Source organism: Ahrensia kielensis DSM 5890 (assembly GCF_000374465.1).
Taxonomy (GTDB): domain Bacteria; phylum Pseudomonadota; class Alphaproteobacteria; order Rhizobiales; family Rhizobiaceae; genus Ahrensia; species Ahrensia kielensis.
Genome location: NZ_KB894529.1, coordinates 127,208 through 149,294, shown reverse-complemented (window position 1 = coordinate 149,294; position 22,087 = coordinate 127,208). Strand labels below are relative to the sequence as shown.

At 46.2% G+C, this 22,087-nt stretch carries 17 protein-coding genes; 4 read left to right on the top strand and 13 right to left on the bottom strand.

Annotated elements, in window-relative coordinates; all coding sequences use genetic code 11:
• Positions 1 to 47: 47 nt before the first annotated feature.
• Entirely contained in the window at positions 48 to 572 is a 525-nt protein-coding gene (locus C504_RS17365; RefSeq protein WP_018688582.1) for a copper chaperone PCu(A)C, read from the bottom strand.
• A gap of 63 nt (positions 573 to 635) precedes the next feature.
• A complete protein-coding gene (locus C504_RS18295; RefSeq protein WP_156815882.1) occupies positions 636 to 1,019 on the bottom strand; it encodes a hypothetical protein in 384 nt (127 codons plus the stop codon).
• Positions 1,020 to 1,304: 285 nt separating this feature from the next.
• On the opposite strand from C504_RS18295, the gene C504_RS0106845 reads away from it, so the two are divergent.
• Both C504_RS0106845 and gndA read left to right on the top strand, forming a co-directional pair.
• Complete coding sequence (locus C504_RS0106845; protein ID WP_018688579.1) at positions 1,305 to 2,504, top strand: sensor histidine kinase; 1,200 nt, start codon at positions 1,305 to 1,307, stop codon at positions 2,502 to 2,504.
• 177 nt (positions 2,505 to 2,681) lie between these two features.
• Positions 2,682 to 4,100 (top strand): NADP-dependent phosphogluconate dehydrogenase, encoded by a 1,419-nt coding sequence (gndA, locus tag C504_RS0106840; RefSeq protein ID WP_018688578.1) that lies wholly within the window; start codon positions 2,682 to 2,684, stop codon positions 4,098 to 4,100.
• Positions 4,101 to 4,117: 17 nt separating this feature from the next.
• Here gndA and C504_RS0106835 read toward each other — a convergent pair whose 3' ends face one another.
• The 3 genes from C504_RS0106835 to C504_RS0106825 all read right to left on the bottom strand — a co-directional run bounded on the left by C504_RS0106835 (position 4,118) and on the right by C504_RS0106825 (position 8,127).
• Positions 4,118 to 4,933 carry an alpha/beta hydrolase gene (locus tag C504_RS0106835; protein WP_018688577.1) on the bottom strand — a complete coding sequence of 272 codons (816 nt, stop codon included), beginning with the start codon at positions 4,931 to 4,933 and terminating at the stop codon, positions 4,118 to 4,120.
• The gene (locus C504_RS0106830; RefSeq protein ID WP_018688576.1) at positions 4,927 to 7,335 is read right to left on the bottom strand and encodes a putative bifunctional diguanylate cyclase/phosphodiesterase; all 2,409 of its coding nucleotides are present in this window, start codon (positions 7,333 to 7,335) and stop codon (positions 4,927 to 4,929) included. The genes C504_RS0106835 and C504_RS0106830 overlap by 7 nt, the downstream gene beginning before the upstream one ends.
• A 336-nt stretch (positions 7,336 to 7,671) precedes the next feature.
• On the bottom strand, positions 7,672 to 8,127 hold the full coding sequence (locus tag C504_RS0106825; RefSeq protein ID WP_018688575.1) for an Lrp/AsnC family transcriptional regulator: 456 nt from the start codon (positions 8,125 to 8,127) through the stop codon (positions 7,672 to 7,674).
• Between the two features lie 129 nt (positions 8,128 to 8,256).
• On the opposite strand from C504_RS0106825, the gene putA reads away from it, so the two are divergent.
• Positions 8,257 to 11,730 (top strand): bifunctional proline dehydrogenase/L-glutamate gamma-semialdehyde dehydrogenase PutA, encoded by a 3,474-nt coding sequence (putA, locus tag C504_RS0106820; protein WP_026317285.1) that lies wholly within the window; start codon positions 8,257 to 8,259, stop codon positions 11,728 to 11,730.
• A 36-nt stretch (positions 11,731 to 11,766) separates the two neighbouring features.
• Here the strand turns inward: putA and C504_RS0106815 are convergent, their stop codons facing one another.
• The 4 genes from C504_RS0106815 to C504_RS0106800 are packed head-to-tail and all read right to left on the bottom strand — an operon-like array spanning position 11,767 to position 16,564.
• Positions 11,767 to 13,215 carry a mannitol dehydrogenase family protein gene (locus C504_RS0106815; protein WP_018688573.1) on the bottom strand — a complete coding sequence of 483 codons (1,449 nt, stop codon included), beginning with the start codon at positions 13,213 to 13,215 and terminating at the stop codon, positions 11,767 to 11,769.
• Positions 13,212 to 14,441: a mannonate dehydratase gene (gene uxuA, locus C504_RS0106810; RefSeq protein WP_018688572.1), complete on the bottom strand. Its 1,230-nt coding sequence runs from the start codon at positions 14,439 to 14,441 to the stop codon at positions 13,212 to 13,214. The genes C504_RS0106815 and uxuA overlap by 4 nt, the downstream gene beginning before the upstream one ends.
• A gap of 34 nt (positions 14,442 to 14,475) precedes the next feature.
• Positions 14,476 to 15,876 carry a glucuronate isomerase gene (uxaC, locus tag C504_RS0106805; RefSeq protein WP_018688571.1) on the bottom strand — a complete coding sequence of 467 codons (1,401 nt, stop codon included), beginning with the start codon at positions 15,874 to 15,876 and terminating at the stop codon, positions 14,476 to 14,478.
• Positions 15,866 to 16,564, bottom strand: a complete 699-nt coding sequence (locus C504_RS0106800) for a GntR family transcriptional regulator (RefSeq protein WP_169385089.1) — start codon at positions 16,562 to 16,564, stop codon at positions 15,866 to 15,868. Before C504_RS0106800 ends, uxaC begins: the two co-directional genes overlap by 11 nt.
• 208 nt (positions 16,565 to 16,772) lie before the next feature.
• On the opposite strand from C504_RS0106800, the gene chrA reads away from it, so the two are divergent.
• Entirely contained in the window at positions 16,773 to 18,065 is a 1,293-nt protein-coding gene (gene chrA, locus C504_RS0106795) for a chromate efflux transporter (RefSeq protein ID WP_018688569.1), read from the top strand.
• Between the two features lie 47 nt (positions 18,066 to 18,112).
• Here chrA and C504_RS0106790 read toward each other — a convergent pair whose 3' ends face one another.
• From C504_RS0106790 to C504_RS0106775, 4 genes are all read right to left on the bottom strand, one after another.
• Positions 18,113 to 19,021: an NAD-dependent epimerase/dehydratase family protein gene (locus C504_RS0106790; RefSeq protein ID WP_018688568.1), complete on the bottom strand. Its 909-nt coding sequence runs from the start codon at positions 19,019 to 19,021 to the stop codon at positions 18,113 to 18,115.
• Entirely contained in the window at positions 19,018 to 19,833 is an 816-nt protein-coding gene (locus C504_RS0106785) for a glycosyltransferase (RefSeq protein ID WP_018688567.1), read from the bottom strand. The genes C504_RS0106790 and C504_RS0106785 overlap by 4 nt, the downstream gene beginning before the upstream one ends.
• A gap of 1 nt (position 19,834) precedes the next feature.
• A complete protein-coding gene (locus C504_RS0106780; RefSeq protein WP_018688566.1) occupies positions 19,835 to 21,055 on the bottom strand; it encodes an NAD-dependent epimerase/dehydratase family protein in 1,221 nt (406 codons plus the stop codon).
• Positions 21,056 to 21,210: 155 nt separating this feature from the next.
• A complete protein-coding gene (locus tag C504_RS0106775) occupies positions 21,211 to 21,876 on the bottom strand; it encodes a ferredoxin reductase domain-containing protein (RefSeq protein WP_018688565.1) in 666 nt (221 codons plus the stop codon).
• Positions 21,877 to 22,087: the final 211 nt, after the last annotated feature.

The window sequence follows — 22,087 nt, the reverse complement described above, 5'->3', positions numbered from 1 at the left end:
CGAGGGCATTCCTGCCGCTCGCCCAAGATTGAAAGTAGGCTGAACTTTTACTCAGCTTTTTTCGTCTCACTTTCTTCCATGCCGTGGTGTGAATGATCCATGGCCTCGTCGCCCAGCGATTTTTTAATCTCTTCCAATGTTTCGACATTCAATGTCACATCAACAGAGCCGGACTTTTCGAAGATCAAAGTCGCATCATATTTTTCGCCCTTCATGAGCTGCTTTTCCAGCTGCATAAACATCAAATGGTAGCTGCCAGGCATAAGTTTAACTTCGCCGCCAGCAGGAATTTCGAGACCTTCTTCCAGCTTGCGCATTTTCATGACTTCACCGGACATCGACATTTCATGGATTTCTGATTTGCCAGCAAAATCGACCTCTACAGCAAGCAGTCGGTCAGCTTCTGAGCCGTTGTTTTTGATTGTCATGTAGCCGCCAGAAACGGGGGCATTGGCAGGTGTTTCCCGCATGACGGGATGATTGATGACGAGCTCGCCGACTTTGTAATCGTGAGCAAATGAAGCCGCTGACATAAGAGCCAAAGATGCAAATGTTAAAAGTAGTTTTTTCATGGTTTTCTCCGTCGCCTGCGCGTTATTGCGCGGCATTAATTTGATTGATCGAATTTAGAATATTCAAACAATCGGCGGAGCTTGGCTTTGCGCAAAAGTGCGATAAAGCGGACGGAAAAGATTGTCCGTCGCTTCTGGCATTTTGATTTCAAGAGCGGTTGCAAACCGGTAAAAAACTGAATCTGCGAGAGAACCGACAGACAGCGCAGCGCCCGCAATTGAGCAAAACTCACAAGGAACAGGTGAACTATGATGCGGAGTGCCATCGCCTGATTGTTCGCATAAAACTGGTAAAGTGCCATCTGGCAATACGAATTGGGCTGAAAATGCGCGCGCGTCGTAGCCCGATGGCGCCACTGTTTCGCGTGAAAAAGTAGTATGCGCAAATGACGCTAAAATAAGCGCTGCGACCAGCAGTAATTTCAATGGCAGGAACGTGTTTTTCAAACGATAACTCTAGTCAAAATCATTACGAGGCAATGCGTATATGGTCTGTTTACACGCAGCACGTGGTGAATAATAGGCACATTTTTGACGCAGCCTTTGGACGCATCATTGCTGTATAAAGCGCTGGATGCCTTAGATAAACAGCGTTTTTGTAAGCTGATTCAGCTTCAGGCAAGGTAGCGCGCGATATAGTTAACAAAAGGTTAACGAGCATAATAGGCACCTGCATGTGAAGACCGCGCAAGTCAGATGCTACCAATAATTTGGACTGCTCTGGGGGAATTCATGAAAACCACTGCTAATACGCATAAGCTTATAGATATTTATACTAACTTGCATCTGGTCTCCGCTAAACCAAAGCAAGCGGTACATAATGCTAAAAACTTGAGTATTGTGATCGTCGACGCTGATGGCGTTGATTTTGAAGCGCTCGCTAAGCATCTAAAATTCATTCAACGTTACAATGTCAGTGCCATTCGCGCGCATAGCCTTGCTGCTGCAGCTAAAACCATGGCGAGTAATCGCGCCGAACTTGTTGTGTTGGGTCATAGCCATGAAGTCTCTGCTGGAGAAAATGCACCCGCAGTTTATGCCAAGTTAAAAAGCGAAGTGCCTGTCCTTTTTATAGCGGGTGAGACCACAGACGATGGCTTTGATCGCGATATGGTCAATTATATTGATCTCGATAATTTGACGCCTGCAGTGCTAGAGCTAACGATCCGAAATGCGCTACACATTTTCAAACTTGAGCAGAAGCTTGAACAAACGACCACACGGTTGAATGAAGTTAAGTGTGCAAAAGACAATTTTTTCGCCCATGTTAGCCATGATCTGAAAACACCGCTTAATGCCATTCTAGGTTATTCGGAAGCGCTGATGCTTGGGGCGTTTGGACCATTAGATAATAGCAATGTAGCTGATACGCTGACGATAATTAATCGTGCAGGGACTAATCTCCTCGGTGCAATCAATGAGCTTATTGTGCAGGTTTCAAGTGTTGATTACTTGAAAAACCCTGTGTGGGAAATGACCGACATCAACGACATAATCAGTACAGCAATTGATCAGGTTGATGTCTTTGCCGATTGCCGAAAGCAGAAAATAACAAAACAGTTTGATGCTTTATTGTGTCTGACAGAGTGTGACAGCAATGCCGTAATGCAGGCTGTAACCAGTGTTCTTACCAATGCGATCAAATCTTCGCCCGAGCTAACGGATATTAGCGTTTCCACAAAAAATTGCGGCCAACATGTCGAGATCGAAATTTGCGGTCAGAATATCTGTTTTACTGGCGCCCTAGATGTTCAATGCGAGGGGCTCGAGCAATCAGCTGACACGGCAAAGAAAGATGTTGGGATGGGATTGTCCATCATACGCTCTGTTGTTGATATGCATAAAGGGAATTTGGAAGTATCAGATACTGATGACAGTGGAACATTGGTGAAAATATCGCTTCCAAGAAAACGCCCTCAGAGCCAAAATTAACCTCTATGTATAATTGAATTTTGTAAGCGTTTTGCATGATCTTACTAATATTCATGCGGAATCAATTTCCTGTGAGAGAGTGCGTTCGCGCATGTCACAAGCATGATATAATGCTAATCATAGTCTCGCGCATTCGATGTGGACATGCTGATATCAAAACTAAAAAGTGGAAACGAAATGACAGAGCAACCAACGGTAGGGTTAATCGGACTTGGCACTATGGGAAGCAATCTTGCGCTCAATATTGCAGAGAACGGTTTTGATATTGCTGTTTATAACCGGACAGTTGCACGCACGCATGAGTTCGTTGAAGAGGCTGGGCGCTTAAAGGATAAGCTGACTGGCACTGATACGTTGGAGCAATTCGTTGCTGCGCTCAAAAGTCCGCGTAAGATAATTCTGATGGTTCCTGCCGGATCGATTGTTGATGACCAAATTGCGGCGCTACGCCCACTCATTGAACCTGAAGATATTATCATCGATGCCGGTAATGCTAATTTTGGTGATAGTAACAGGCGCGCAGCAGAAGCGCTCGAACAAGGGTTTCGTTTTTTAGGAATAGGTGTTTCCGGCGGTGAAGAAGGCGCACGCTTTGGTCCATCAATTATGGGCGGTGGTCCGCGCAAAGCTTGGGATGAAGTCGCGCCAGTACTCGAAGCGATTTCAGCCAAATATGAAGGCCAAGCATGTGCCACATGGATGGGTGAGGGCGGCGCAGGTCACTTCGTTAAAATGGTTCACAACGGCATTGAATATGCCGACATGCAGATGATTGCGGAAGTTTATGGCATATTGCGTGATGGCATGAATATGTCTGCACCCGATATTGCTGATGTTTTTGCCAAATGGAATGAAGGGCCGCTTCAATCCTATCTGATCGAAATTTCAGCAGAAGTTGCCAAAGTCATTGATGATAAAGCTGGCGTTCCTATTCTCGATATCATTCTGGATCGGGCTGGCCAAAAAGGAACCGGACGCTGGACGGCAATTGAAGCACAGCATCTCGGCACCCCGGTAACAACGATCGAGGCAGCGGTTGCCGCACGCAACATTTCTGCACGTCTTGATCAGCGCAAGTCTGGCGAAGAAATATACTCTGCTGCGCCGTCACCTATCACAGGTGATGCGATCACAATTGATATGCTGGAGAACGCTCTTCTGGCTGGCAAAATCGCTTGCTATGCGCAGGGCTTCGATATGCTTAGCGCCGCTTCTAAAACTTATGAGTGGGGCCTTCCAATGCCGGATGTTGCAGAAGTTTGGCGAGAGGGCTGTATTATTCGTTCTGCAATGCTGAACGATATGGCCGAAGCATTGAAAAAAACGCCAGATGCGAATTTGATGTTTGCGCCATTCTTTGTTGAACGCTTGAAAAACAGTCACGGCGATCTGCGCCAAGTTGTTAGCCAAGGTGCGTTAACGGGCAATTCTACTCCGGCGCTTTCTGCTGGGCTTGCCTATTTTGACATGATGCGAACAGGCCGCTCAACGGCGAATATGATCCAAGCACAGCGCGACTTTTTTGGTGCGCATACGTTTGAACGCATTGGTGAAGAAGGCGCACATAATGGGCCTTGGAATGGCACTGATAAGTAATATTGTATGGCGTTGGTTTATGCCAGCGCCGTGCGCAACAAAGCAGAGTTTTTGTCGAGCAGCCCGTCAATGACATTAAAATGATGCTTGTCGGGTTCTTCAACGGCCTCGGTTACAATACCAAGACCATGCCAGATATTTGCTATGAGCGCGTTTTGGCGCAGGAACTCGCTGCGCTCATTACTGCCCACCCATGCCGTTAAACGTATGTGAGGCAATGGTGATTTAAGTGCAGGGCTGGATGTTTTTGCACTTTCATCTGTTAGCCGCATCGCTTCATTGAGTTTCGTATTAAGAAATGGCCGCAGGTCGAAAAGACCTGAAATAGGAATGATATGAGTAAGCCGCGCCATTATCTGTTTTTCAAGGTAGGTCTGTGTTGTTGCAAGCTCAGCCACGATGTGTCCGCCAGCAGAATGACCCGTTAATATAATTGGGCCTGCAATATTTTGAGCTGCCTGATTGATGGCTTGGGCAACCATATGTGTAATTTGGTCTATGGTGACGTTCGGGCACAGCTCATAGCCAGGAACGAGAACGGCAAATCCAGCCTCTACAGCACCTTTGGCATAGTGTGACCACATGGATTTGTCTGTCGATTGCCAATAGCCTCCATGCACAAAAACAAAGAGACCTTTTGGCGTTTCATCTGGCATAAAAAGATCGTATTTTGCGCGCTCTTGTGGACCGTAAGAAATGTCCAACGTGCTTTTGGCTTGTTTTCGAAACTGCGTAGCATCAATCGGCCATTGCGATATTATTTCAGCGCTATCGGCAATATTGCCGCCATTTTCATAGGCACTGTCCCAATCTGTTGTTTGAAAAGCTACCATGATTGTCCGCGCTCCGGCGTAAAGGCTACTAAATTATCCGCAGATTTTTCAGCAAGCATACGTTGAACATCACGCGCAATAAATCGGCCAATATCTATAACCTGTTGCGGTTTGCCGAAATAGTAACCTTGCAGATAAGTACAGTTCAATTCTGAGACCATTTGAAGTTGCTCTGCAGTTTCGATACCCTCAATCGTCGTTTCCATTTTTAATTGCTCACCCAAGCGAGCAATCGTTTGGAGAACCTTTTTGGCGCTTTCGTCACGTTCAGCCTGCTGCAAAAATGAACGGTCGATTTTCAACTTATCGAAGGGGAACTTGATGAGGTACATAAGGCTAGAAAACCCTGTGCCGAAATCATCAAGAGAAAAGCTGACGCCAAGACGCTTAATCTTAGTGACCTTTTCCATAACCGCTTCAGGATTATCGGCAAAAACAGCTTCTGTGATCTCAAGCTCTAGGCGATTAGCTTCCATTTTTGTTTCATCAAGAATATTTTCCAGCCGTTCAATAAAGCTTTCTTGCTGGAATTGAGGCACTGAAACATTGACAGCAAGCTTCATATGAGGAGGCCAATATGATGCAATATAGCAGCCTTCACGAAGCGCCCAATCACCCAGCTTATTGATAAGACCAGTTTGCTCGGCCAGAGGAATAAACACATCAGGCGGCACAAACCCAAAGTCCTCATGTTCCCAACGCGCAAGTGCTTCAAAGCCTGCGAGCGATTGATCGCTTGATCTGAAGAAAGGTTGGAAGGCGAGCTTAAGAGCGCCATTATCCAGATCTTTTTCCAAGGCCTCACGCATAGCGTTCATGCGGTGAACTTGCTCATTCATACTCGTGTCAAACACACGGTAGCAATCTTTGCCAGCATGCTTTGCCTGATAGAGAGCCGTATCGGCAGAGCTCACGACGCTTTGAGTATCTTTTCCGTCTTTCCCAATAAATGCGATGCCAATAGATGCACTTACACGAACCTCTTGAATGCGGCATTGAATTGGCTTGGCAACGGTCTTGATGATTGCATCAGCAATTTCTTCGGTTTTTAATGTTGCTTTATCCACCTCAACCATCGCTGCGAATTCATCGCCGCCTAAACGTGCGATTATCGCTGTTTTACCAATGGTTGATTTCAATCTTTTGGAAACTTCGACAAGAACCTCATCACCGGTCGCATGACCCTTTGTATCGTTGATACGTTTAAAGCCATCAAGGTCGATATATAATATAGCAAATTCGCTATCGCTTGAGTTTTCAAGGTAATCTGCAAAATCCGCATCTATCTTGGAGAAGAATGATGATCTGTTCAGCAGGCCGGTCATTGTATCATTATTGGCCAGAAACTGAATGTTCTTTTGGTCTTCTACTTCAAGGGTACGGTTTTTTGCAAAACCTCGGTAGCCCATAAAACTACCTTCTGCATCGAACTGAGGCTTTCCACTCACTTCAATCCAAACCATGTTTTGATGGTTGGAGCCGACGCCAAAGGTTATCTCTTGGATTGGAATTCTTTCCACAAAAGCTTCTTGGATGGCTTCTAAGTTCTCTTGGACGAATAATTTATTGTTCGAGAATGCTTTTTGAACATTATCAAATTCAAAGTGCCATGATGAAATATCAGCACCTATGGCATTTGAAAAATGCTCAACGCCAAACGTCATTTTACCTGATGAATCAATTTCCCAAAGCCAATCGCTGGCACCTTCTGCATATTCGTTGAGTAGAATGGAAATCGTGTCAGCATTTTTTTGCTGTTCAAGATCTTTGCAAACAGATTTAGCAAGGTTTTTGGCAAACACCATTCCTGCTCGAACAAGAATGAAGCAGTAAATCAAGAACAAAATACCAAGAAGAGTGGCATCTAATGTCTGATTGGAAAATATTGAAATTGTTGTAATTGCTGCGATGGGCACAACAAAGGCTAGCAATGCAGATGGCACAAAGCTCATTCCAACCGCACCTGCACCAAGCATTCCCATCATGACCGCACTAATCATGAAGTCAGGCATCTCCGCAGCAGCTAGGAAAAGTATTGCTAAACTAGCCCCCCACAAAATCGCGGTTAGGCAACAATACATGGTCACCTTTTCAATCGCTGATGTGCCAACATAATCCGGTGCTTTTCGTGATTTTAATTTGAATACACCATAGCTGTTGTACGTGATCAGCAAAAAAATTGGTGTCATTAAAATGATGGATAAAGTGCTGAATTCTGTATTCCAGTAATGAATAATCAGAGAAACAGCGTTGGCGTAGCAAACAAAAATCATGAGTGGATTTATTGCTACGACACGATCAATTTGCGCTTTTCGAAGTGTGCTTGTCGTGAGCCTAGAATTTGCATGCTTACCAAGCATTATTTTTTCAAAATGCAGAACCAAACTTTTCAGTATTGACATTCTAGCTCCGAAATCGAGAGTTTCACTTACTTCGCTTCACAGAAATGTGCCGGGAAAATGAGTGAGCAAAAAATTGCTATAAATCGAAGCGCTATTTCTTTGCCAAAGGCGGCCATATGGAGCCGCTGTAGCGCAACGCGTGTCCTTCATGACACTAGGATGATCAGCATGATCTTAGCCAACTAGATCAGTGCTTTGCTAATTTTGAGTAAATCTAAACTGGAAAACCATTTATTTTCCTCTATTTAACACTAGTTTGTAATGTTACGCAGCGTTACATTGGCGAGGAAGAGGCAATATAGTTTTTATTTTGGGGTGATTGCGCAGTATCTCGCTTTAATGGTCGTCTTTAACCGCTTCCATAGAAACATGGGTTGAGGTGCTGTTCACATAAGGCAGAGAAGAAATGACTTCACCGAGAATTTGCCGGTAAGAAACGATATTGGTGGTGCGCACTTTAAGCAGATAGTCAAAGCCACCGGCAATCAAATGGCACATTTCAATCTCTGGAATCTTGCGGATTGCATCATCAAAAGCCTTGAGGGCTTTAGGCGTGGTGTCATTCATTTTAACTTCAATAAAGGTCACATGACCAAGTCCCATCTTCATGGGATCAAGTACGGCGCGATACCCAACTATATAGCCGTAATCTTCCAGTTTTTTGACGCGCATTTGGCACGGCGTTTTCGAAAGGCCGACTTTTTCTGATAGTTGCGTTATGGATATGCGCCCGTCAGTCTGCATAATACGCAAGATTTTGCGGTCGGTCTGGTCTAATTCACTAAATTTCATGATTTCAAAATTCAAATTTCACGTATAATTGGCAAACAATGGGAAATTAGACTGAAAATAGCAACAATAAAGTGAAATTCTCTAATTCAGCTTTGCTAGTGTGCGTCATTGTCACAATGGATTGATGCCATGCTAAAACTTGAAAATCTTCGTACTGTCATTCGGCGCAATCATATGCGTGATGAATTTGAAATTATAAATGAGCTCGTTGCCAATGCTGAGATGAGTGAAGATTTTCACCAGCGTGCTGAAAAGCGTGGCGCGCAGCTTGTTCAAGAAATTAGAAGTGATCGCAAGCCGAGCCTGATGGAAGTGTTCCTTGCTGAGTATGGCTTGTCCACGAACGAAGGTATTGCACTTATGTGCTTGGCAGAAGCTTTGCTTCGCGTGCCAGATAGCGAAACAATTGATGAGCTAATTGAAGACAAAATTGCACCATCAGAATGGGGCGCCCATTTGGGTAAATCCAGCTCTCCGCTCGTCAATGCCTCCACTTGGGCGCTTATGCTTACAGGTAAAGTGCTGCGTGAAGATGAGAATGAAAAAAACAGCATGGCTTCGCTGCTTCATTCAGCCATTCGCCGCGTTGGAGAGCCTGTTATTCGCACAGCCGTATCGCGCGCGATGAAAGAACTTGGCGCTCAGTTCGTTCTGGGTGAAACTATCGAAGCTGCGGTGTCGCGCGGCCGTAAAAGACAATCGCAAGGCTATACTTTTTCCTATGATATGCTGGGTGAAGCAGCGCTGACTGCGTCCGATGCAACCGACTATTTCGATGCTTATGCAAATGCGATTTCTAAGCTTGCATCAGAATGTACTTCAGACGACATTCGAAAAAATCCGGGCATATCTATTAAATTATCTGCCTTGCATGAGCGTTACGAAGTCGCCCAGCGCGACCGTGTTATGACGGAGCTGGTTGAGCGTACATTGATATTGGCAAAAAAAGCCCGTGATGCTGGAATGGGGCTAAATATCGACGCGGAAGAAGCTGATCGTCTGGACTTATCCCTTGATGTAATTGAAGCAATTTTGAGTGATGAAGCATTAGCGGGCTGGGATGGTTTTGGCGTTGTTGTTCAAGCCTATGGCAAACGCTCTGCTTACGTCCTTGATTGGCTATATGCACTGGCAGAAAAGCTCGACCGCAAAATTATGGTGCGCTTGGTCAAGGGCGCTTACTGGGATACAGAAATCAAACGCGTTCAAGTTGAAGGCTTGGAAGGCTTTCCAGTCTTTACGCAAAAATCGGCAACCGATGTTTGTTACATTTGCTGCGCGCAAAAACTTCTAAGCATGACAGACCGTATCTATCCGCAGTTTGCTACGCATAACGCTCATTCCGTTGCTGCAATTATTGAGATGGATGCGGCACCTGATGTATTCGAATTTCAACGTCTACACGGCATGGGCGAGTCGTTACATGATCTCGTAATTAGTAAATACAAATATCGCTGTAGAATTTATGCGCCCGTTGGCGCGCATGAAGACTTGCTTGCTTATCTGGTGCGGCGTCTTTTGGAAAATGGAGCGAACAGCTCGTTCGTTAATCAAATCGTTGATGAGAATGTTCCGGCTAGCATCGTTGCCGCTGATCCATTTAAAAAAGTTGATCCAGACCTCGAAACCGTATGCCATCCTGATGATCTTTACGGAGACGAACGCCGCAATTCACGTGGGTTCAATGTGCGGAACACAGATGACCTTGAACTGATCGAAAATGCACGTGGACCATTTAAAAATCATCAATGGCATTTGAAGCCTGTGATCGTGGCTAAAAAAGCCTCTGGCGAGACTGTCACAGTTAAAAATCCGTCTTTGCCGGATGACACAGTAGGCACAATTCAATTTTGCACAGCAAAGGATGTGGATAAAGCAATTGCGAGCGCAGCTATTTGGGCAGCATCGCCGCAGGAGCGTGCTGCCGTTCTCAATAAAGCTGGCGATCTTTACGAAGAGCACTTTGGTGAATTGTTTGCCTTGCTGGCCCGTGAAGCTGGCAAGACCGCGTTAGACGCAATTGCCGAGCTGCGTGAAGCGGTCGATTTTCTGCGTTATTACGCAGCGCGTGCACTCGAACTTAAAAACCCGCCGCGTGGAACAATTACTTGTATCTCGCCGTGGAACTTCCCATTGGCGATTTTTACAGGCCAGTTAAGCGCCGCGTTGGCTGCAGGCAATAGTGTCTTAGCCAAGCCTGCAGAAACAACGAGTTTAGTTGCTGTAAGAGCAGCTCAATTATTGCATGAGGCAGGCGTTCCAGCATCCGCTTTGCAATTATTGCCAGGTGAAGGCAGAACGATCGGCACGGCTCTAACAGGACACAAAAATATCAACGGTGTGTGCTTTACTGGCTCGACCGCAACGGCTCAATCGATCAACCGGAACATGGCTGAAAACATGTCACCATCTGCGCCACTCATAGCTGAAACGGGTGGTTTGAATGCGATGATCGTTGATAGTACCGCTTTGCCGGAGCAAGCCATTCGAGATATTGTCGCTTCGGCTTTCCAGTCCGCAGGGCAGCGCTGCTCTGCATTGCGCGTGCTCTATTTACAAGACGACATCGCGGACAGTTTTTTGAAGATGCTATATGGCACAATGGACGCGCAGGTCGTGGCTGATCCTTGGGAATTTAAAGCTGACCTTGGGCCAGTGATTGACGAAAAAGCCAAGGCAACAATCGAAGCGCATATTGAAACCGCCCGCAGCGAAGGCCGGTTGTTAAAACAGATCACTTGTCCTCAGACCGGTATATTTGTCGCGCCAGCTGTTTTGTCTTTGTCCTCGATTTTAGATTTAAAGCAGGAAATTTTTGGGCCTGTGCTCCATGTTGTTAGGTTTCATGCAAACGAACTTGATCAGGTTCTGCGTGATATCAACGCAACGGGCTTTGGTCTGACATGTGGACTGCATAGCCGTATCGATGATCGCGTTGAATATGTGACGCAGCGTTTGAACATCGGCAACATGTATGTGAACCGCAACCAGATTGGTGCTGTCGTTGGAACGCAGCCTTTTGGTGGTGAGGGCTTGTCCGGTACAGGGCCAAAAGCGGGTGGGCCAAATTATGTGCCGCGCTTTGCAATGGCTGATACAATGACGCTTTCTGCGCCGCAGGCACAACTTGTTGATGTAAACGAATTGCAAGCGCTGTTAGATCGCGCCAAAACAACTGGCCAGAGTCTTAAAGCGCTAAACTTGCCAGGGCCGACAGGGGAATCCAATATCCTGTCCATATATGGCCGCGGAAAGGTTTTGTGCCTTGGCCCAACTCGTGAAGCTGCACTAGCTCAAAAGAAAATCGCTGAAGACAATGGCTGTGCCGCGATCTGCATTGCACCGGACCTTGAACGTGATGAAGGTTTGAACGGATCACTAGAAGCGTCAGCACTGGCAACACTTGAAGGATTTGATGCCGTGGTGAGCTTTGCTGAAGATGATGTTCTGCAAGCTTACCGAAAAGTGCTTGCTGATCGCGATGGCGCAATACTTCCATTAATCAACGACCAGAATTTTGCTGATCGTATTCATCTGGAGCGCCATATCTGCATTGATACGACGGCTGCAGGCGGCAATGCGAGTTTGCTGGCGTCGGTATAAATGTCTTAAAAGGGCAGCCCATTAGGTTAGCAATGTCTAACCTAATGGGTGTGATTTTAAAATCGAACTTAGTTGGTCTTTCAGTTGCTCGGCCCAAACGTCACTTTGTTGCAGCTGTGCCGGAAATAGGTTGGCAAGTTCTAGAAACGCCGTGCAAATATCGCTTGCGTTGCCATTTCCAGATTTGAATGCTGAACGAAGCTCGTCTTCTCTTGGATCGCGCAAATCATATGTTTTTCCGGTACTGGTGATACCTGCACAATAGTGTATCCATACAGCTGTTGCCAATGCGAATGGCTGGATATCTAGCCCGTGTTCAAGACTTTCAATTGCAGGTTCGAAAATGCGTTGCGGCATTTTCTGTGAACCGTCCATCGCAATCTGATACGTCTCATGGGCAATGTTCGGGTTTTCAAACCGCTCGATGAGTTGTTTGCCGTAATCTTCAAATACAATGCCGCTTAAAGGCGTAAGTGTTTTGCTGGCGGCAAGAATGTGTTGTGCAACCAAATTATGTATGTGCTGGTCTGCCATTGCATCGCGCACATATTTATGACCGGCTAGAAATCCGGCATAGGCGATCAATGAGTGGGCACCATTGAGCATTCTTAATTTCATGCGCTCATAAGGGGCAACATCATCAACAAACAAGACGCCCACATCTTCCCACAGCGGACGTCCGTCGCAAAAATTATCTTCGACCACCCATTGCGAAAATGGTTCTGTTTCAATCGCAGCAGCATCCTTCGCACCAAGTATCTCTTCAACTTCGGCTAAAAGTTCTGGTGTTGCTGATGGTGTGATGCGGTCCACCATTGAACTTGGAAATGCGCCTTGCGCTTCAATCCATGCCGCTAATTCTGGGTCAATGCGGCGTGCAAAATCAAGAACACCGCTGCGAACGATTTCTCCGTTCTTGGGAAGGTTATCGCAGCAAAGCACAGTGTAGGGTTTTAAGCCTTCGTCTTTGCGCAAGCTTAGCCCTTTGACGATCATTCCGATAATGCCAATTGGGTTTGCAGGATCTTTCAAATCATGCGCGATGCTCGCATTCGACAGATCAACACAGCCGGAGTTGCGATCAACGCCGTAAGCTTTTTCAGTGACAGTCATCGTAACGATGCGCGTTTGTGGATTAGCCAAAGTTTGGAAAATTTTGTCCGTTCCACGTGTTGCAGCTTCTACCTCTTTGATGCTGCCGATAAGACGCAGAGAGAGTTTCTGTTCTTTGCCTTCACGCACTGCAAGCGTGTAAATACCATCTTGCGCATTGAGCGCGTCTGCACCTTTTGTGCTTTGAAGGCTAACGCCCAATATGCGCCAATCGCCCCCATGTTTTGCAAGAACATCATCGGTATAGATCGCTTGGTGGGCGCGGTGAAATGCGCCAACGCCAAAGTGGACAATCCCAACGCCGTGCGCATTGCGCTCGTAGCTAAAATTTTGAACTGCATTAGGCTGCGTAAAAGAAGCATAGATATTCATGACTGGCTCACTGTTAATTTGCCTGATTTAACGGCTTCCAAAGCTGATATAACACCGCGAAGTTCAGCTAGTCCTTTAAGTCTGCCGATGGCCGGATAGCCCGGCTGCGCACTGCGGTTTAGATCGTCCAAAATATCTTGCCCGTGGTCTGGCCGGAAAGGAATGTTCCAGTCTTTACGCCCAGCTTTTTTGCGGCGGTTTTCTTCGTTTAAAACAGCATCAATGAGAGCCACCATATCGGTGTTACCGGACAGATGTTCGCCTTCGTAAAATGAACCAGGTGTTTGCTGCACATCAAGAACAACATTGCGCAAATGTAGGAAGTGAACACGGTCGCCAAGACGTTCCATCATGCCAGGTAGATCATTATCCTTGTTCGCGCCAAGCGAACCAGAGCACAATGTTATACCGTTTGCGGGACTGTCCACGGCTTCCATAAGCAGACGGTAGTCCAGTTCTGTTGACATGGTGCGCGGCAGGCCGAGCAGAGAGAAGGGGGGATCATCAGGATGACAGCAAAGACGCATGCCCAAACGTTCAGCGGTTGGAATGACCTCTTCCAAAAACGCATAATGGTTTTTTCTAAAACGGTTCTCATCAATACCGTGATAACCATCGAGCAAAAGCTGCAGATCGTTTAAGGTCAGTTTTTGATTGGCACCGGGCAATCCGGCAACCAGATTATTGGTCAGCTGAATTTTTGAAGCGTCGTCCATTGCCGCAAATCTTTGAGCAGCGCTTTCAATAATAGCGTCGTCATAATTTTCTGTAGCACCCGAGCGCGCAAGTATATGAATATCGAAAACCGCAAAGTCGGTATAATCGAAGCGCATACAGCGTGCACCATTGGGCAGTGGCCAGCTTAAATCTGTGCGTGTCCAATCCAGTATTGGCATGAAATTATAGCAGATCGTTTCAAGGCCAGCAGCAGCGAGATTTTCCAAGCTCAGCTTGTAATTGTCGATGTGCCTGCGCCAGTCATTGTCTTGCTTTTTGATGTCTTCGGAAACAGGCAGACTTTCCACAACGTCCCATTTCAAACTGGAAGGCTTGCCGTTTTTGCGGGTAGCAACTAGCTGTTGCCGCTTTTCGATTTCACTGCTTGACCACACTTCACCATTATCTATGTGGTGAAGGGCGGTAACAATACCGCTTGCTCCAGCTTGTTCAATCTCATCAATGGCAACATTATCGTGTTCACCAAACCAACGCCATGTCTGCTTCATTATCGCTCTCTTATTGTTGCAACGATAGTTGTTATCAAAGGTTGTAAGCTTGTTTTGCGAGCCGGTAGGTAAGATCAATCGCGACCTCAACGGCCTCGTCTTCTTTGATCAAATGCTCGGTAACTTGCTTAGCCAAGAACGCGCAATCAACACGTCGCGCAACATCGTGCCGCGCTGGAATGGATGGAAATGCACGCGTATCATCGTTAAAGCCTGCGGTGTTGTAGAAGCCAGCGGTTTCGGTTGTCATTTCTCTGTAGCGCATCATGCCGGCAGGACTGTCATGGAACCACCATGCAGGGCCAAGCTTGAGGCTCGGATAGGCACCTGCAAGCGGTGCAAGTTCGCGGGCATAGGTTGTCTCGTCCAGCGTGAAGAGGATGAGCGAAAGACGTTTGTCCATGCCATATTTGTTTAAAAGGGGCTGCAAAGCGTCGACGAAGCTAACGGACTTTGGAATATCGAAACCTTTGTCGCGGCCAAATGTTTTAAAGATTGATTGATTGTGGTTTCTCACAGATCCAGGATGCAATTGCATAACAAGCCCGTCTTCAACGCTCATTCCCGCCATTTCGGTCAGCATTTGAGCGCGGAACAATTCCTTGTCCATATCGCTGGTTTTGCCATTCAAGACTTTGGCGTAAAGCGCTTCACAATCTTCAAGTGGCAGGTCAGCGGTCAACGCGGATGGGTGACCGTGGTCGGTTGCTGTTGCTCCCATGGATTTGAAATAGGCACGACGAGCGCGATGGGCGTTTAAATAGCCCTGCCATGTCGAAACTTTTTCGTTTGTTTGAGCGCCCATTGTTTCAATATTGTTGAGTAGATCAGGATGGTCTGGGTCAATCGCCGCATCCGGACGATAGGTAGGCACAACACGTCCATTCCAGTCGCTTTCTCGAATATCGCGGTGCGCTTTGAGATCGTCAGTACATGCGTCTGTTGTGGCTAATACTTCAATATTAAAGCGATCAAACAATGCACGCGGTTTAAACGATTGTTCCGCAAGGCAAGCGCTTATCTGATCATAAACTTCATCAGAATTTTGCACAGATAGAGTGTCTGTTGCGCCGAAAAGAAACTCTAACGTGTAGTCGAACCAAAGCCGTGATGGCGTGCCGCGAAATAGGTTATAGTGTTCAGCAAACAAACGCCAAATTTCTCGCCCATCAGTTTGCTTTGCAACGCCTGTATGATCAGGCACGCCCAGCATATCAAGGCTAATACCTTGGGATACAAGCATTCTTAAAACATAGTGGTCGGGAACAATGAGAAGCTGCGCTGGATCGGCAAAGTTTTCATTTTTGGAAAACCATTGCGGTTCAGTATGACCGTGCGGGCAAATGAGCGGAAGGTGTTCAATTTCTGCGAAAAGTCTACGTGCAACTTTTCGAGTTTCAGGGTCCGCTGGGAACAGCCGATCTTCATTTAGCATTTTTAACAGCCTCGAAAACAGAGTTGATATGCTGGCTCACAAGAGCTTGTGCTAGCTCCGCGTCCTTAATCTTGAGAGCTTCAATGAGCTTAAGGTGTTCTTCAAAGGCAACATTAATGCGTAGCGGCAAATCTGCCGTTAAACGGATACGCGCTCTGTCTGTGTGCGCTTTGACTGATTGAGCCAAACGCCACGCCGAAGGTATGCCTGCCATCTTTGCGAGCAATTGATGAAACTCTTCATCATATTTGAAAAAATCGATATGGTTCTTTTGTGAAACCGCTACGCTTTGCAGCGCAACCAATGGTTCTAATACACTTAGGTCGCAGTCACTTGTGCAGATTATTTTGACAACTTCGCGTTCCAATGCCCGCCGAATTATAATGCCTTCGGTGACGCGCGCATCGTCAATATCCGATACGATTGTACCAACTTTTGAGATCGTTTTAATGAGGCCGTCATGCATGAGCTTTTGATAAGCTTCGCGCATCGGGGTGCGACTAACCCCCAGACATCCACATACGTCTTGTTCGTTAATTGCCTGACCCGGTATCAAATTATCAAGAATAATGTTCAGCCGCACAAGATCGTAAATCTGCGGGCCAATTGAACGCGTGCGATCAATCATGTTTGGTGACAGAACATTTGCTATTTCAAATGCCTGTTCATTTTTAGAAGTTTTTACCATGGCAAACATTCGGTTGGTTCAATGGGTTTATTGGTCGTTATGGTGTATCTCACTGTCTAGTATACATGAACACAAGGCGACATGAAAGATAGTGCAGCCTTTTTAAACATCTGAATAAATTCTGGTTTTTATGTTGTCATTTGTTCTACATATGCTGTCGCGATAAACCCGCGAGTGATTTGCCGATCTCAATGCAAAAGGCCTTCAAGTGACAATTTCAAATGACATCGAACTTAAAGGCCCAACGCTGGGGCAGGCAGCACGCATATGGTGGAAAATTGGCATTCTATCATTTGGCGGCCCTGCCGCTCAAATCGCGCTCATACATAAAGAGGTCGTCGATGAAAATCAGTGGCTAACTGAACATCAATTTTTGAATGCCTTGAGTTTTTGCATGTTGCTGCCGGGGCCAGAAGCCACGCAAATAGCCACATATGCTGGTTGGCGCCTTCATGGTGTATTAGGCGGGTTGATCGCAGGTCTTCTGTTTGTCGTACCCGGCGCCGCAATAATTATGGCGCTTGCATGGATATATAGCGTCTATGGCAATGTGTCGCTTGTGGCTGCGCTGTTTTACGGCATCAAAGCTGCAGTGCTTGTTATCGTGGTGCAAGCCTTGTTTAGGGTCGCGAAAAAAGCACTCACGCAAAACATGCACTGGGTCGTGGCAGGCTTGGCCTTTATTGGCATTTTCTTTTTGTCTATTCCCTTTCCACTCATCGTGCTGGCTGCAGGTTTTACCGGCTGGCTGTTAAGTACACAGCAAGTGCCCGATGAAACATTGTCAATGGCGCATATTTCGCTCAGACAAACCTTGCAGACCATTATCATCTGGTTGGTGATATGGCTTTTACCATTGCTTATTTTGGCTTGGCTGGGTGCGCCTGAATTGCTGGTTGATATTGGGCGTTTCTTTTCAACACTGGCCGTTGTGACATTCGGCGGTGCTTATGCGGTGTTGGCCTATATGGCGCAGGATGTTGTCGTGCAATTTGGCTGGCTGACAGCTGGCGAGATGATCGATGCGCTGGGCTTGGCAGAAACAACACCGGGTCCACTCATTCTCGTGACGCAATTTGTTGCGTTTCTGGCTGGCTATAAGGAAGCCGGATTAATGATGGCGCTCGCCGCCGCATTACTGACTTTATGGGTTACTTTCGTACCCTGCTTTTTATGGATATTTGCAGGTGCACCTTATATCGAATGGATTGCTGACCAACCTCGACTGCGCGGTGCGTTGCAGGCGATTACTGCCGCTGTCGTCGGCGTTATTCTTAACCTGTCTATCTGGTTCGCCTTGCATGTGCTTTTCTCAAAAGTCACAAAAGAGCAGTTCGGCTGGATAACGCTTTGGAAACCTGACTTTGCATCAATAGAATGGTTGGCTGTAGGATTGTTTGTGTTGAGCGCATGTCTCGCGTTTCGCTGGCGTTTTGATATGTTTAAAATTCTTGCAATCACGGCTCTATTGGGAGCTGTTGGGAAAATCCTATTGTCTTAAATTGCGCTGAAACGAATTCACTAAGTGCTATAAGTAGAACTGAATGTTCAATCGATTTCGTGCGTTAAACCCGATAGATCTAGTTTCTCACGGGGTTGCCAGCCAAGGCTGCGTAAACGTGTACAATCCATTTGATTATACGCGCTAGCATCTGATTTATTCGGCAGAGGTAGATGAGCTTTGCCGATAAGATTCCCATATGCCTTCAAGAGTTCATGCCGATCGAGAAGAATATCGGATACATTGAAGACAGCTGACTTGTGAGCGTCATCGATGTGCAGTTGATTTGCATCTAAATGGAGCAAAAGGTTTACTGCCGCTGCTAGATCATCGCCGTGAACCTCAGTGCCGATACGGGGCGTGATTTTTGTCCCGTTTGAATATTGCTTAAAAAGCTCAGACCACTTGTGTTCATAACGCTTTGAAGGTGAGCCATAAATACCGGTCGCACGAAGCGAGATGGGCAAAAAATCATCGCTGGAAAGTGCGGCTAAAGCATTTTCAGTTTCAAGTTTAACCTGCCCGTAAAGTGTATCTGGCTTGGGCGGAGTGTCTTCCATAAGCGTTAATCCAGGCTCCTGAGTTCCATAAATAGCGCGGCTGGAAAGAAAAATAACACGTTTCACGCCTGCATTTTTTGCAGTCTCAAAAAGTGCGTTCGTGCCATCCACATTTCGCTTGATAAAACCATCAGGATCATTGCCTTCACCGCCGCGATATTTACCAGCCTCGTGGTGAAAAGCAGCATGAACGAGAGCATCAATGCCGTTGAATAGCGCGCTTGATAGCGCTTGATCATCGAGTGAAAATTGTCTGAATTCTACATTGCTGTTGAATATATCAAAATCGAGCGCTTTGCGGCCCAAAGCGATCACATGGTGTCTATCAGACAGTAGATTGTTGACGATGAAATGCCCGACATATCCGGTCGCTCCGGTGACTGCGACACGCATCATTTTATATCTGACGGGTTTGCTAGCGTATCAATATCAGGCAAGTTTTTACCTTCATAATAAACTTGCCACAAATCAATCAGAGGCTTGAGTTTATCTGCCTTGCCGTGATTTTTCTCCCACGGCTTTTCATATTGGTAATGAACAATATGAACCGACTTCCAATCCCATAATTCGGGTAGGTTAAACCAGACATATTGCAGCATATTGTAGAACACTGGCAGTCCATGCCAGTCGCTAAAATAGGTTCCCAAAAATGTCTGGTCTGTGCGGCGCCAATAAGCATCTGGCGCGTCGAGGACAGTCATCATGCTATCGAAAGTTGCCTGCGATGGCTTTGCGACAAAAACGCCAGAGTTAAGCCGGTGAAAATCTGCAACTGATTCATAGACATTGGGTGCGGCCGAAAATTCAGGATAGTCAAACAGCTTGTCGATATTGCGTATAATCAAGGCATCCGCATCAATGAAGACAATCGTTTTATAGCGTTCAAGCTGCCATAAACGCAGTTTTACAAAATTGTCTAATGGCGTGTGAAAAAGCGGTTTATCGCCTTTTAAAAAGGGCGCATTTTCATGAATGTTTTTCTTGCGGTGGCGTTCATTGAAAGCGGGAGAACACGGTAAATGTTCCACCGCTTCAAGCTTGGCACCAAGATCACGAAGAGGCAGAAGCGATGTCTCACTGACTGCCTTTGTGTGCATGACAACAATGTCTGCATTCGTTTTGGTCAACACAAGTGACCGCACGAGTGCACATGCGGCCATTGCATAATCATCATTGGTGACGAGCGTCACAAAGGCATTTTCAGTCATGTTAAGAGACAGCTTTTAACCGCTTCTTTTCAGGGTCTGTATCAACCGTTTCAGCAATTTTCTTGGTCCATGCAGAGGATGCAGGCACACGGCTGCGGTCTACGCGGTAAGCGTATTTTTTAGCGACTTCGATGACTTCTTCCAAAAGACCTTCGGCCAATGTGATTGGTTTAAGGCCAAGTTTGATAAATTGTTCTTTATCAACAACCAGATCGTTCTCGGCTGCTTCTTTGCGTGGGTTTGGAAGGTTTACAATCTCGCCGCCTGTCAGCTTTGTGATTAGCTGTGCAAGATCACGCACACGGTGCGTTTCAGTAACCTGATTGAAAATCTTCACACGGTCACCAGTTGCAGGTGCATCTGCCAACGCAAGTTCAATACAGCGTACAGAATCCTGAATATGAATGAAAGCGCGTGTTTGCCCGCCAGTGCCATGCACAGTCAATGGATAGCCAATGGCTGACTGAATGAGGAAGCGGTTTAAAACGGTGCCGTAATCGCCATCATAATCAAAGCGGTTGATAAGCTGTTCATGACGGCGTGTTTGCTCGGTATGCGTACCCCAAACAATACCCTGATGCAGATCGGTAATGCGCAGCTGATCGTTTTTCGCGTAAAACTGGAAAAGCAACTGATCAAGACATTTGGTCATATGGTAGATCGAGCCAGGATTGGCAGGATACAGAATTTCTTGGTTTACTGTATTTCCGTCCATAGTTTCGATGCCGACCGGCAAATAACCCTCTGGAATAGCAGCGCCGACTGTTGAGTAGCCATAAACACCCATCGTGCCCAAATGCACCAAATGCGCATCAAGACCAATTTCGACCATTGCGTTTAGAAGGTTATGCGTCGCGCTAACATTATTGTTGACCGTATAATTCTTATGGCGATCAGATTTCATGGAGTACGGCGCTGCACGCTGTTCTGCAAAATGAACGATAGCGTCAGGGCGGTGCTCAGCAAGCCAGTTTTTGAGCACATCATAGTCTTTGGCCAAATCAATGAGATGGAAGTAAATGCGCTTACCAGTCTCTTGATGCCAAATGCGTGTACGCTCTTGAATGGAGTCCATGGGTGTCAGGGACTGAACACCAAGTTCTGTGTCGATCCAGCGACGAGATAAGTTATCGATGATGTGGATCTCATGGCCCTGATCTGAAAGATGCAAAGATGTTGGCCAGCCAACAAAGCCGTCTCCACCGAGGATAGCTATTTTCATTCCCATTCGCTCCTATATTTTAGTTTAGAGGCCTATAACGTGGATTTGTGACAATAAAAAGTATTGTAATACAAGGCCGTTTACCTTCGGCCTTATATCTAGCATTGTTCACAGGAAATGAGTTTACGGAACAACATTATATTGTTTGAGGTGCGCTACTTCTCAAATGTCAAAGCTTCGGCGGATGCACCCAGTTCTTTTAAGTTATCCATCACGCTATCCATCATTGGCGGCGGTCCACAGACATAGATATTACCCGAGATATTGATGAGATTTGCTGATAAAATTTCTTTATCAATAAAGCCATGGGCATAGCCTTCTGTGTCCTCATCGCTCAGAACATGCATGATCTTAAGTTCGGGCATCGTGCTCAGCAGGTCCTGCGCAATAATGTCATCGCGTGTCTTGTTCCCGAATATTAAACTGTTGCCCCGCAATTCGCCGCGTTTCTCCAAATCTCTAAATATTGCCAAGAAAGGCGTAATGCCTGCGCCGCCAGCAACGAAAGTGCCTTTGCCTTTGAACTGTATCGTGCCCCAAGGGTCTTCGATGATAAGGCTATCGCCCGTTATAAGCGATTGTAATTCATTAGTTACACCTTCATGGTCGCGGTAACTTTTGATCGTAAATTCTAACGTGTCTTCATCTGGCAACGATGTGAAAGTGAAGGGACGCTTTTTGTCTCGCCAATTATCCTTATCAATTGCAACTTCGGTCGCTTGTCCGGGCGTAAAATCATAACCAGCCGGTTTTGATGTTCGGTAGCGCATGACGTCACCTGTCAAAGGTTCAATGCTAAGTATGTTGATTGTGTGAGACATTTACTCTTCCTTTTGTAGCTAATGAACAAACGGAGGCCGGACATTAAAGTTCCGTAGTTAGAGCAATCGGGTAGGAGTGAGTTGGTTATTGCCAACCATAGGCTTTGGTTTGTACGTTATTGAGCGCATAAGGGCTCTTTTGTGCCGAAATGATTAAGATTGTAGGTTTTTCAGCGTTTTAGTAACATAATTTTAATCATAATTTGCCGAA

Coding starts and splice junctions, on each gene's coding strand:
- C504_RS17365 (WP_018688582.1), bottom strand. CDS start 572: ATGAAAAAACTACTTTTAACATTTGCATCTTTGGCTCTTATGTCAGCG.
- C504_RS0106845 (WP_018688579.1), top strand. CDS start 1,305: ATGAAAACCACTGCTAATACGCATAAGCTTATAGATATTTATACTAAC.
- gndA (WP_018688578.1), top strand. CDS start 2,682: ATGACAGAGCAACCAACGGTAGGGTTAATCGGACTTGGCACTATGGGA.
- C504_RS0106835 (WP_018688577.1), bottom strand. CDS start 4,933: ATGGTAGCTTTTCAAACAACAGATTGGGACAGTGCCTATGAAAATGGC.
- C504_RS0106830 (WP_018688576.1), bottom strand. CDS start 7,335: ATGTCAATACTGAAAAGTTTGGTTCTGCATTTTGAAAAAATAATGCTT.
- C504_RS0106825 (WP_018688575.1), bottom strand. CDS start 8,127: ATGAAATTTAGTGAATTAGACCAGACCGACCGCAAAATCTTGCGTATT.
- putA (WP_026317285.1), top strand. CDS start 8,257: ATGCTAAAACTTGAAAATCTTCGTACTGTCATTCGGCGCAATCATATG.
- C504_RS0106815 (WP_018688573.1), bottom strand. CDS start 13,215: ATGAATATCTATGCTTCTTTTACGCAGCCTAATGCAGTTCAAAATTTT.
- uxuA (WP_018688572.1), bottom strand. CDS start 14,441: ATGAAGCAGACATGGCGTTGGTTTGGTGAACACGATAATGTTGCCATT.
- uxaC (WP_018688571.1), bottom strand. CDS start 15,876: ATGCTAAATGAAGATCGGCTGTTCCCAGCGGACCCTGAAACTCGAAAA.
- C504_RS0106800 (WP_169385089.1), bottom strand. CDS start 16,564: ATGGTAAAAACTTCTAAAAATGAACAGGCATTTGAAATAGCAAATGTT.
- C504_RS0106790 (WP_018688568.1), bottom strand. CDS start 19,021: ATGATGCGTGTCGCAGTCACCGGAGCGACCGGATATGTCGGGCATTTC.
- C504_RS0106785 (WP_018688567.1), bottom strand. CDS start 19,833: ATGACTGAAAATGCCTTTGTGACGCTCGTCACCAATGATGATTATGCA.
- C504_RS0106780 (WP_018688566.1), bottom strand. CDS start 21,055: ATGAAAATAGCTATCCTCGGTGGAGACGGCTTTGTTGGCTGGCCAACA.
- C504_RS0106775 (WP_018688565.1), bottom strand. CDS start 21,876: ATGTCTCACACAATCAACATACTTAGCATTGAACCTTTGACAGGTGAC.